This window comes from Pyxidicoccus caerfyrddinensis, from assembly GCF_010894405.1.
In the GTDB taxonomy this organism is placed as follows: domain Bacteria; phylum Myxococcota; class Myxococcia; order Myxococcales; family Myxococcaceae; genus Myxococcus; species Myxococcus caerfyrddinensis.
Map to the genome: position 1 here is coordinate 17,398 of NZ_JAAIYA010000041.1, position 11,235 is coordinate 28,632.

The 11,235-nt window shown below is 71.1% G+C and carries 9 protein-coding genes; 1 reads left to right on the forward strand and 8 read right to left on the reverse strand.

What is annotated here, in order from left to right; all coding sequences use genetic code 11:
• Positions 1-40 precede the first annotated feature (40 nt).
• The 6 genes from G4D86_RS48915 to G4D86_RS48940 all read right to left on the reverse strand — a co-directional run bounded on the left by G4D86_RS48915 (position 41) and on the right by G4D86_RS48940 (position 6,676).
• On the reverse strand, positions 41-709 hold the full coding sequence (locus tag G4D86_RS48915) for a DUF4956 domain-containing protein (protein ID WP_164002502.1): 669 nt from the start codon (positions 707-709) through the stop codon (positions 41-43).
• Positions 696-2,375, reverse strand: coding sequence for a dTMP kinase (locus G4D86_RS48920; protein ID WP_164002504.1), 1,680 nt, complete (start codon positions 2,373-2,375; stop codon positions 696-698). The genes G4D86_RS48915 and G4D86_RS48920 overlap by 14 nt, the downstream gene beginning before the upstream one ends.
• On the reverse strand, positions 2,375-3,481 hold the full coding sequence (locus G4D86_RS48925) for a porin family protein (protein ID WP_164002506.1): 1,107 nt from the start codon (positions 3,479-3,481) through the stop codon (positions 2,375-2,377). The genes G4D86_RS48920 and G4D86_RS48925 overlap by 1 nt, the downstream gene beginning before the upstream one ends.
• A 98-nt stretch (positions 3,482-3,579) precedes the next feature.
• Positions 3,580-4,341, reverse strand: a complete 762-nt coding sequence (locus G4D86_RS48930; RefSeq protein WP_164002508.1) for a VTC domain-containing protein — start codon at positions 4,339-4,341, stop codon at positions 3,580-3,582.
• The gene (locus tag G4D86_RS48935; RefSeq protein ID WP_164002510.1) at positions 4,338-5,957 is read right to left on the reverse strand and encodes a CotH kinase family protein; all 1,620 of its coding nucleotides are present in this window, start codon (positions 5,955-5,957) and stop codon (positions 4,338-4,340) included. The genes G4D86_RS48930 and G4D86_RS48935 overlap by 4 nt, the downstream gene beginning before the upstream one ends.
• A 122-nt stretch (positions 5,958-6,079) precedes the next feature.
• Positions 6,080-6,676, reverse strand: coding sequence for a DUF2716 domain-containing protein (locus G4D86_RS48940; protein ID WP_164002512.1), 597 nt, complete (start codon positions 6,674-6,676; stop codon positions 6,080-6,082).
• A 184-nt stretch (positions 6,677-6,860) separates the two neighbouring features.
• Here G4D86_RS48940 and G4D86_RS48945 point away from each other — a divergent pair, with 184 nt between their 5' ends.
• The gene (locus G4D86_RS48945; protein WP_164002514.1) at positions 6,861-9,266 is read left to right on the forward strand and encodes an ABC transporter permease; all 2,406 of its coding nucleotides are present in this window, start codon (positions 6,861-6,863) and stop codon (positions 9,264-9,266) included.
• A 56-nt stretch (positions 9,267-9,322) separates the two neighbouring features.
• Here G4D86_RS48945 and G4D86_RS48950 read toward each other — a convergent pair whose 3' ends face one another.
• Both G4D86_RS48950 and G4D86_RS48955 read right to left on the reverse strand, forming a co-directional pair.
• The gene (locus G4D86_RS48950; RefSeq protein ID WP_164002517.1) at positions 9,323-10,321 is read right to left on the reverse strand and encodes a hypothetical protein; all 999 of its coding nucleotides are present in this window, start codon (positions 10,319-10,321) and stop codon (positions 9,323-9,325) included.
• 100 nt (positions 10,322-10,421) lie between these two features.
• On the reverse strand, positions 10,422-11,189 hold the full coding sequence (locus G4D86_RS48955) for an MBL fold metallo-hydrolase (protein WP_164002519.1): 768 nt from the start codon (positions 11,187-11,189) through the stop codon (positions 10,422-10,424).
• Between the last annotated feature and the right edge of the window lie 46 nt (positions 11,190-11,235).

Here is an 11,235-nt window from a genome sequence, read left to right on the forward strand (position 1 = left end):
CTCGAATCTGAAGATTCCCTTGAGCGCACCGCGGGCGGCGTCATGCCGGGTCCAGCGATGCGCTCCGCACGCCCGGCAGCCGGCTGCGCAGTCCCTGGAGGAGCTCCAGTCCATCCGCGCGCACGGGCACGGAGAGCTCGACCACCGCCGTGCCCTCCGAGGAGGAAGCGGACTGCTCCAGCGAGAGGAAGCGGACCTCGGGGTGCATCGCCCTCAAGGCTGGCAGCGCGGCGGCCACGTCCTCCAGCCCCAGCGACAGCGTCACCACTTCCATGCGCCGCTTGCTGACGGCGTCCAGCACCAGCAGCACGCCGCCGAAGAAGAGGGACGCGCAGAGCGCGATGGAGCCCGCGCCGAGTCCGCACGCCATTCCCACACCAATCATCACGAACATGGCCGCCGCGTCCCTCGGGTCCTTGATGCCCGAGCGGAAGCGGATGAAGCCCCCAAGCCCCACCAGGCCGAACGCGCGGGACATGCTGTCGCCGATGACGGTGGTCATCACCGCGCCGGCCACGGCGATGAGCACCTGGGTGTGCGCCGTCTCGGGCGGCATGGGCGGCACGTGCGGCATCAGCTTGCGCCAGGGCCGGTACGCGAGGAACGCGCCCAGCACCAGCGCCAGCGTGAAGCGAGCCAGCAGCGTGGAGATGGTGAGCGAGTGGGGCCCCGCGTCCAACCCCTGCACGACGTTCTCAAGCGGAGGCATCGAGGGCTCCAAGGAAGGTGTCCGCCGCGCCACGGGCCGCCTGGCGGAGCAGGCCGACGTCGTGCGGGTTCGCCGCCAGCAGTCGCTCGGTGAGGGAGCGCCCGCGCGGGGTGTGGAGCAGGGGGCCCAGGCTCCGCACCGTCGCCGCAGGCCAGGTGTCCGCCAGCGCGTTGCGCAGCCCCCAGGCCGAGGCGCCATCCATGCCGAAGATGGAGTCCAGGACCTCCTCGCACTGCGCGCCGAAGGACTCGCGCAGCATCCATGCGCGCGGATGCTCCAACCCGTCGAACGTGCCGAGCACGGCCCTGGGCGCGCGGGACACATGCTGGTCGCGGAGCTCCCAGGAGCGCGCGCTGGTGAGTCCGGCCAGCGAGCGGAGCACCGCATCCGGGGCGATGCTCCAGGCGCGCTCTCGCCAGGCCCAGGCCATGTAGTCGTCGAGCCCCCGGATGGAACGGCACGCCGTGCGCGCCACCGGCTCCAGGCCGAGCGCGTCTTCTCCGCCCGAGCCCGAAAGCCAGCGCTGCCGCTCCGTCCATGCACGGTCCCCAGTGAGCCCGGCCAGCGAGCCCACCACGGCCTCCCATGCGGAGAAGGAGAGCCGCTCCCGCATCCACCAGGACTGCTCGGTGTCGAGCCCGCCGAGCGACTTCGCGACCTCCAGCGGCGCCTGGGTGATGAGCCGCTCCCGCAGCTCCCACGCGTCCGGCGCGTCCTGGGCCGCATCCGTGAGCGAGCGGAGGACCTCCACCGGGGCCGACTCCACGAGCTTCCACCGCAGCCGCCAGGACGCCTCGTCCGTTAGGCCCGCGAGTCCATGGGCCACCAGCTCCGGGTGGTGTTCGGCCAGGCGCGTGCGCCGCTCCATAATGTCCGCGCCCGTCATCCCCGAGAGGAAGTAGGCGGCGAGCGACGGCTCCTCGGCCATCCACACGTCGAGCTGGCGGAGGAACCGCGCGCGGGCCTCCTCCACCGTGCGGATGGGAGGCGGCGCGGGGCGCAGCACCCGCGCCGGTGGAGCTGTGCCACCGCGCGCCTGGAGGATGTCCTGGACCACCTGCTGGACGAGCACGTCGAGCGGGACGCCCGCGTTCTCCAGCAGCGTCCATCGCTCGGGGTGCTCGGTCGCCAGGGTGCGGTAACCCGCGCGCAGCCTCACCTGGAGGCCCGCCCCCGCAAGCCCCTTGCGCGACGGAGTGCCGGGCTTCGGCGAGACAATCTTCGAGATGCGGCGGCGGGCCCGTGCCAGCGCTGGCAGCACGTCCATGAGGAAGACGCGGTCCGGCACGAGTCCCCGCGAGCACGCGTCGAGGACGGGGCGCACCGCGCTCTCCGGCAGGCCTCGGCCCCACCGCGCGAGCACCTCGGCGGTGTAGAAGAAGCGGTCGGTGATGACGACCTCGTATGCGGCCAGCGCCGGGCGCGTCACCTCTTCGAGGAGCTGGGCCTCTCGCGCGGCATAGAGGAGCAGCTCCGCGGTGGGCGTGAGCGCCAGGTGCGCCGGGTCTCTCGTGAAGCGCCGCAGCGCCTCGGAGACGGGCGAGGCGAGCGTGCCGCCCTCGCGGACATGGCGGACGCTCAGGCCCGCGCGGCGCAGCTCCTCGGCCACGCGGTTGGAGAGGGTCGTCTTCCCGGACCCGTCGATTCCCTCGAATACGATCAACATCAGAAGCCCACCTCCAGTTGCACCAGCACGGCCCGCCGCGAGGCGAGGCTCTCTTCCAGGGCCTCCAGCACCGGTGGCGTGCCGGAGGCGGTCTTTCGGACCTCGAACTGCGCCTGCACGCGCCATCGGTTCCACTGCCCGGCGTTGAGGCCGGCGGCGCCTTCCCACAGCAGGTCCTCGGGACGGTCCAGGTCCGGGTCCATCGCGGAGAGCATCAGGAAGGGCTCGACGTACGCCTTGCCCCGGTCCGCACCGCCCATGCGCCACCCCGTCACCACGCGGCCCATGAGCAGGTTCCCGGTTCCGCCGATAAGGGCGGCGCGGCCGGTGAGTACCTCCGCCCAGGTGCGCAGCGCGCTATTGCCGAGCACGAGCGTGTGCCTCACATCCAGCGCCGTCAGCCAGCTCCGCTGGTCACCGCCCGGACTGGAGCCCGCGGGCTGCAGCAGCCCGGAGGCGCCCAGCTCCACGTCGCCCAGCTCCCAAGTGCCGCGCAGCGCGGGCATGAGGCCGAGTCCCCGCTCCAGCGCGACCTTCGAGTCCGGATCTTTCGTCTGCAACACGCTGGCCAGCAGCCTCACGTTGCCGAGGCAGCCCGGGCACTTCCACTCCACCTGCGCGCCCGGGCTCCTGCCACTGAGTCCCAGCGCGTCGTCCAGCACGTCGCGCAGCAGGCCCCGGCGGACCACGGGCAGTCGCGTGGCGGACTCCAGCTCGATCAGGGACAGCGGCAGCTTGAAGCGGCCGGCGCGCGTAGCGAAGCCGTGGCCGATCTTCAACCAGATGAATGCGTCCTTCACCTCTCCACGGACGTCGAACTCCACCACGGCGCGCAGGCGCTTCTTCCAGCGGTACGTGGCCTCCAGTCGCGCGGTGGGCAGGGTGAGCTCGCCGGCCCAGATGCCTCCCTGGGGATGCTCGAGCGTCTCACGCACGTCGAGCCGGCCGCCGAGTTGCACGTCTCCGAAGGCGGTGGGAATCACGAGCGCTTCGGGCTCTCGGGAGGTGGGCTCGGGAGCCTCGATCTCGGTGCCAGGCGCGGCGGACTCTTGCGTGTCCTGCGCGCTGGCGGACCGGCCGAGGACGAGCAAGGCAATGAGGAGCACTCCGCGGCCCATGAGGCCACGGTGGGGAAGGGGTCGCACGGTGGAGGTGTCCTTGGATGAGGAGTCCGCACCCGTGAGGGCGCGGCGGGTCGGCGTGCTCAGTCGTCGCGCGGTGGGAGTGCTCCACCCAGGAGTACGCGCATGCCCTGCTCGAACTTCGAGCCCTGCGTCTCCGAGGACGCGAGCGGCCGGAGCGCCTGCTCCAACCACGCGGGCGCGCGGTCCTGCCACTTCACCTCGAGCAGGGCGGCGGAGGCCCGTTCGAGCGGGCACGTGGGCTCGGCGGGGTCTCCCGGCAGCGGGGGCAGGGCGAAGGCGAGGTCCTGGTCGAGTGTGATTCGGACCCGCTCGTCCGCCGTCGTCCGTGTGACACGGCGGTACCAGGCCGTCACCCAGGGCATCACCGGGCCCCGGGCGAGCTGCTGCATCAGCCCCACGGCGGCACTGCCTTCGGGCAGGGGCAGGCCGTACAGCAGCGCCTCCGCCTCATGTGCCGACAGTGCGCAGCGTGACTTCGTGCGCCGCTCCCCGGACGTCACCTTCACCTCCAGGAAGCGCCGCCCGGTGAGGCTGGGAGGCTGCCCCAGGTCCATCGCCGCCGCGTACTCGCGCAGCCGCAGGCGCTGGGCGTAGCCGCTGCTCGCGGACGCCAGGAGGTCCAGCGCGGGAGTGTCGAAGTACGTGGTGCGCGTGAAGGCGTGGGGGAGGCCGGGCTCGTAGACGCGGGCCTCGGTGTAGGGCCCCGTGGCGCGCAGGAAGGCGTCCACCGCCTCGCGGACCGGCTGGAAGCGCCGCTCGTGGTCCAGGTCTGGCGCGTCGCACTTCATGGGCGGGGCCGAGCTCCAGGCGAGGGCGTTCATGGGGCGTTCCCGAAGGTGGAGCGCACGGCCGCCTCGCGCTGCTCGACGAAGCTGAACAGCCCCGTGCTGCTCGTGAGCGACGCGTCGAACTGCTGCGTGTTGGTGTAGGTGAAGCCCTCGCGCTCGGCGGTGTCTCCGGACACGTAGGGCGCGATGAGGTCGTGCGCCGCCTGCATGCGCGCCTTCATCGTGGCCGGGGAGAGCGGGCCGTCGATGGACTCGCGGGCGTACTGCTCGTACTTCGCGCGGTACACCGGGTCATCCATGAGGAAGCGGATGAGCGGCCAGGAATCAGTCACCTCGGAGAGCGTCAGCGACAGCGCGCGGTTGGACGACATGGACAGGTTGTGGTCCCACGTAATCCAGTGCAGCCGGTTGCCGTCGTTCGGGTCCGCGTACAGGTAGTAGTTGTGGGACATGTTCCCGTAGCTGTCCCAGTTCACCATCACCGTGTTGACGGCGAGCCACTGGAGGAACCCGTCCACATCCAGCCGCTCCTCCAGTCGAGCGCGCCAGGCGGCCGCGTCGCTCCGGTCGGAATGGAGCGCGGCGATGGCGGCCTCGACGCTCTCCCACGTCGCCTCGGCGGCGTCGGACTGAGCCTCGAAGGACTCCGAGTCGAAGGCGGCCCAGGTGGCGCCGGTGCCGTCCGCCTCGTAGAGCGCGCCGTCGTGGTTGCCGAAGTGCGAGTCGAGCAGGGACTGCTGCGGGTCCTCGGCGGAGGTGTAGAGGCCGAAGTACTCGGGCCCGGCGCCGTGGTCCACGTACACGGCCATGAAGCCCGTGTGAGCGGTGGGCACGCCGGCCGCGAGGAAGGTGTCCGAGGCCACATGGTCCCGGATGTACGAGGTGTCTCCCTGGTTGCTGGAGAGGGACAGCTTGCTGAAGCCGTAGAAGTGCTGGCCTTCGATTTCGGGGTACTGGTCCTCGAACTTGTCGAAGTTGAGCCGGAAGGGCAGCTTGCCGATGCCGGAGCGCCAGCCTCCCGAGAGCGTGGAGTTGCCCTTGTAGCGGATGCCCACGTTCCACCACGTCAGTCCGTTGAAGCGCACCGTGGCGGGCACGTACACCGGAGTGCGGGGGATGAGGTCCGTGGCGCCGCCGCCTCCAGGCATGCCGCCGGTGCCACCGTCCGCGCCGCCCGGGCCTCCGGGACCGCCCTGGGGTGTGCAGGCGAGCGTCCCCGTTGCGTCGGGGATGGCGGCACAGGTGGAGGTGAAGGTGTTGCCGAAGAGGGTCGCGGTGCATGCATCACCGGCCGCCTTGTCCTGGCAGGCCGCGAGCAATTCCGCGGGAAGCGTTCCGCCGCCGCCGGGCATGCCTCCGTCGGGAGGGCCACCGCCGGGGAGTCCGTCACCGCCGCCGGGGTTCATGGTGCCGCCCGTGCCGAACTCACCGAGCATGTCCGTCATGTCGTCCTGCATGGACTGCCAGTCGGAGGCGGAGATGACGACGTCGAGCCGCTGGACCTCGTCGGACGGGAAGACGACGTCATAGGCCGGCTTCGCGTCCTTGCCATGGGACGCCTCGCTCCAGCCGTCAGGGTGGCCATCGCCACAGGCGGCGACGAGGAACAAGGCGGTGGCGAGCGCGGGGACGCGCGGGACTCCGTGCATACGACTCTCCTCGTGCAGCAGGGGACCCTGGGGCAGGGCCGGCACTGTTGCTGCGAGGTGACACCTTGAGGTGGAGTCGTGACTCCTGTGTTTCACATCCGTGACGAAGTATTTCCGACCAGCTACTTCGAAACAGGCAACCGGCGCCCGAGGCGGAAGAGCTTCGGCATGTTCCGCTCAACGGCTTCGACGAGCTCGCGTCCCCGCAGCTCATAGGTCTCCACCTCGCCGGTGGCCTGGCCGTTGGAGCTCTGGACGGTGTAGCGGGCGGAGTAGACGAAGCGGAAGTCAGGCGGCGCGAACCAGTGCTCGGGGTCTCCGTCGGGTTGGATGGTCACCGGCCACCGGCTCGCGAAGGGCGGAGGCTGAATCTTCCGCTGGGCCATCTGGAAGTGCTCTTCGGTGTAGTTGCCCGTCATCTCCTCGAGCGTCGCGCCCTTCTCGAAAGGCACATGCGGGAAGAGCCGGTAGTTCGTGTGGTGATAGTCGAGCGCGTAGAGCCACTCCCCCGGAGGAACCAGCTCCCGGAAGACGGCGAGCATCTTCTCCGCCAGGTCTCGATACAGCCCGAGCAGCTCGTTCCTGCCCAACGAGCCCAGCGCTTCATCGACGACGAACTCGACGCCTCCCACCTGCGACTCGGGCCACGGGTGATTCAGCGCGGACGTCTCTTCTTCACCTGAGAAGAGGAACCAGGCCTGGGGTTCGTGCGTGCTCACGTCAGCGGTTATGGCCCCGGATGACGGCTCGGGGCAATGCAACACGGTGTCCGCTTCCGGGATGAAGCGTGCCATGTCCGAACACGGCCCCGGGCCACCGGCACACCTCAGGCGCGCGGAGAGCAGGGGCCCAGGCGTCCCACTCCCGTCTGGCGCTAGAGTTGCAGTCGCCCGAGGGCCCACTATGTCCCAGCTCCTCCAGGACGTCCGTCTCAGTCTGCGCCGCATGCGGCGCGAGCTCGGCTTCACGCTGGTCATCATCGCCACGCTGGCGCTGGCCATCGGCGCCACCACCGCCGTCTTCAGCGTGGTCTACCAGGTGCTGCTGCGGCCGCTGCCGTACACCGAGCCGGAGCGGCTGGTCCGCCTGTACCAGTCGAGCCCCCGGATGGAGCGCGTGGGTGTGTCGCTCCCCGTCCTCCTGGCCTGGCGCGAGCGCACGCATTCCTTCCAGTCCCTGGAGGGCCTGTCGGTGCGCGACTTCACGCTCACCGGCGACGGCCCGGCGGAGCGCCTGCGCTCGGCGCGCGCGACGGTGAACCTGCTCCCCATGCTCGGCGTGCGCCCCATCCTCGGCCAGACGTTCGGCGCGGAGATGGAGGTGGCCGGGCGCGACCAGGTCCTCCTGCTCTCCCACGCGCTGTGGCAGCGCCGCTTCGGCGGAAGCCCGGACGTGGTGGGCCGGACAATGAACCTCAGTGGCCAGCCGTACACGGTGCTGGGCGTGCTGCCCGCGGACTTCCGCCTCGCGCCGGGCGTGGACATCTGGACGCCGCTGACTCCGGACCTCGCCGGAGGAGAGCGCCCGGAGGACATCTATCTGCGCGCCCTGGGCCGCCTCCGTCCTGGCATTCCGGTGGAGCGCGCCCGGGAGGAATTGGACGCGCTGGCGGCCTCGATGGCCCAGGAGGAGTCCTTCAAGAGCGAAGAGCCGGGCGTGCGCACGCTGCCCCTGCATGCGCTGGTGGTGGAGAACACGCGGGAGCAACTCTGGCTGCTCGCGGGTGTGGTGGCGCTGGTGCTGCTCGTCGCCTGCGCCAACGTGGCGAACCTGCTCCTGGCCCGGGCCAGCGCGCGCGAGCGCGAGGTGTCGGTGCGTGCCGCCCTCGGTGCGGGCCGTGTCCAGTTGATGCGGCAGTTCCTGGTGGAGAGCGGAATGCTCGCGCTCGCCGGAGGCGCGGCGGGCCTGCTGCTGGCCCTGTGGGGTACGGACCTGCTGCGCGTGTTGATTCCTGCCGAGGTGCTGGCCCCGGACGCGGTGCGATTGGAGCCGCACGTGCTGGCCATCGCGGGTGCGCTGTCCCTTCTCACCAGCGTCCTGTTCGGCCTGGTGCCGGCGCTGAGGGCGGCGCGGGCCGACGGACGAGGGGCGCTCGGAGGACTCCGCGGAGGTCATGGCGCCACGGGGCAGGGCCGTGCTCGCGCCGTGCTGGTGGTGGCGCAGGTGGCGCTGGCGCTGGTGCCGTTGGTGGGCGCGGGGCTGATGCTGCGCACCCTCCACTCGCTGCACCAGGTGTCGCTGGGCTTCGAGCCTCGCGGCGTCACGGTGGCGGAGGTGTTCGTTCCCGCGGAGAAGTACAAGGACGACACGGCACGGCGCGCGGTCCTCGCCTCGGTGCTGGAGCAAGTGCGGGGGCTGGCGGGCGTGGAGTCCGCGGGTCTGGCCAGTACGGTGCCGCTGTGGGGGCGCAAGGGCATGGCCTCGGTGCTGCTGCCCGGCGAGCCCGCCTCCGTCGCGGAGACGCGCGAGCTGAGCACCTTCCGCACCGCGAGCGACAGCTACTTCGCCACCCTGCGCATCCCCATCAAGGAGGGGCGCGGCCTCGAGGCCTCGGATGGTCCGGGCACGGCGCCCGTGGTGGTGGTCAGCGAGACCTTCGCCCGCCGCTACTTCCCCGGCCGTAGCGCCGTGGGGCAGCACGTGAAGCTGGATATCGACGACGAGCCCTTCCGCGAGGTGGTGGGCGTGGTGGGCGACGTCCACCACGACAGCGTGGAAGAGGAGCCGGCCCGCGACGTGTACCTCCCCGTGGGCCAGTTCAAGGTGCTGTACATGCTGCTCACCGTGCGCACCTCGCGGGACACGGCCGCGCTGGCGCCCATCCTGCGCGAGACGCTGCGCGCGGTGGACCCGGACCTGCCGCTGGTGCAGGTCCGCACCTTGGCGGACCTGGTGGACGCCAACCTCGGGAGCACACAGGTACTGGGCACGTTGCTGGCGGCCCTGGCGGTGCTGGGGCTGGTGCTGGCGGGGGTGGGGCTGTACGGCGTGCTGGCGTACTCGGTGAGCCAGCGCACCCGTGAGCTGGGCATCCGCATCGCGCTGGGCGCCCGGGACAGCCAGCTGGTGTGGCTGGTGGTGGGGCAGGGCGTGCGGCTCGCCGCGGTGGGTGTGGCCCTGGGGCTGGTGGGGGCCGCCGTGCTCGCGCGCAGCCTGTCCGGCCTGCTCTACGGCGTGGGCGAGTTCGACGCCTTCACCTTCGGCGTCGTGCCCCTGCTGCTCGGGGCCGTGGCGCTGCTGGCCAGCTGGCTCCCCGCCCGCCGCGCCCTGAGGGTGCCGCCCAACGAGGCGCTCCGCGGCGACGGCTGAGCGACACGCACGGGCCCGGAAGAAACCGGGCCCGCGCGCATCGTCACCTCACGTCACTACGGGCAGCCGACCAGGCCGGTGGCCGACTTGCGCGTCCCCGTGCCACCGCTGGCGGTGCTGCCGGAGTGGGCGCCGCAGGTGGCCCAGGCCCTCACGGCGGCGGGCGGGTTGAAGGGGTTGAAGGGGCCAATCCAGAACGAGCCGCGCTCCACCTTCTCCGTGTTGCTGGCGGTGGTGCTGCCACCGCTGAAGGCGGTGCCCAGCAGGTCCACGTACGTGACGACCACCCGCATCGAGTGCGGCTCGCCCACCTGCCGCGAGCACACCCACGGGATGATGCCCTTCCAGCAGAAGTAGCGCTCCGTTCGCGTCCCGCCGCTGATGCGCTCGGTGGCGCTGCTGGTCCAGCTGAACACCGAGTGCAGGTTGATGGCGTAGCCCCGGATGCAGAAGCCGGAGGCGTTGCAGAAGGTGCCGGTGCCGTTGAACGCGTGACGCTCCCCCTGCGCAGTGGGGCCCGTGCCCGGAAGCGCCTGCGCTTCCTTCCCGTCCTTCGGCGGGAGCTGCAAGTCCCCGCAGACCTCCGGGCGGACGCAGATGCGCTCCTTGCCGACGTAGACGTATCCCTCGAGCCCGCCGAGGAAGGCGCCCACCGGGTTGACGACGTCCTGAACCGTCTTCGTCTCCGCGTCCGCAATCCCCGGCGCCCCGGCGATGTCGTAGTCGCCGCTGACGCCCTCGAATTCGCCAGTCTCGGGATGGGTGTGGACGCGGGCGTTGAGCGTCTTCTGCGCGAACTCCGCGAAGGCCTTCCAGTCCTGGAACTGCAACGGCTTGGTGCTGGCGGGCTGGAACACCACCTTGTCACCGGTGGCGTCGAAGCGGACGATGCCCGGCTTGTCGGCGTTGATGACGGTGGGCTGTCCCGGCTGCGGTTCGTCCGCGAGGGCGGTGACGGTGCCTTGATCTGCTTCGGGTGTTTCGCCCGCCGTGCCCCCGCACGCGGTGGTGAGCGCCATGAGCCATACGACGAGCTGCTTCCTGTTGCTGTACACGATGATTCCCCCATTTCCCGCGCCGATGGATGAGAGGCTTTGGCGCGGGCGGGGACAGTATTCACGGGATTCCGTGTTACAGCCAGTTTGTCTTTGTTTTTTATCCGTCGAGGGCCGTGCGCTCGCCCGGGGTGAGCCACGTCACCCGGTCCGCGAGCCCCGCATGGGTGAGCTCCCGCCGGGCCTCGTCGGGGCCCTGCTTGAAGTGGGTCCACCCGTCGTAGTGCACCGGGACGATGCGCCGGGCCCCGAGCGCCTGGGCGGCGACCACGGCCTCCTTGGCGTTGAACGTGTACCGGAGCGGCCCGGTGATGGGGAACCCCACGCTGCCCAGGTGGAGGAAGGCGGTGTGGACACGGAAGCGCCGGGCCACCTCCGCGACGCCGTCGAACCAGACGGTGTCACCGGAGATGTAGACGGGACCCGGGAGCGAGGGGGACTCCAGGAGGAAGCCCACCACGTGCCCGACGATGGGCAGCGAGCCCGGCGGGCCATGGCGCGCGGGCGTGGCGGTGATGCGCACGTCGCCCACCGTGGTCGACTCGAAGGGCTGCAGCCCCACCGCGCCCGCGTGGCCCAGGCGCCGCGCTGCCGCTTGCGTCGTCACCAGGTGGCGCGCGCGGGGCAGCAGGGTGCGCCCCGCGTCATCGAGGTTGTCGGCGTGCTGGTCATGGGTGAGCAGCACCGCGTCGAGGTGTCCGAGCTGCTCCACGGACAGGGCGGGGCCGGCGGTGCGCTTCGAGCTCGTCCCCCAGCCGAAGCCATATGTGCGCCCCGGTGGGTCGAACGCCGGGTCCGTGAGGATGCGGAGCGGACCGATTTCGAGCAGCAGGGTCGCGGTGCCGATGTGGGTCGCTGCGAAGGCCATGGCTCTCTCCGGGCGTGGAGGAGGGAGCGTCGACACATCCCCGACG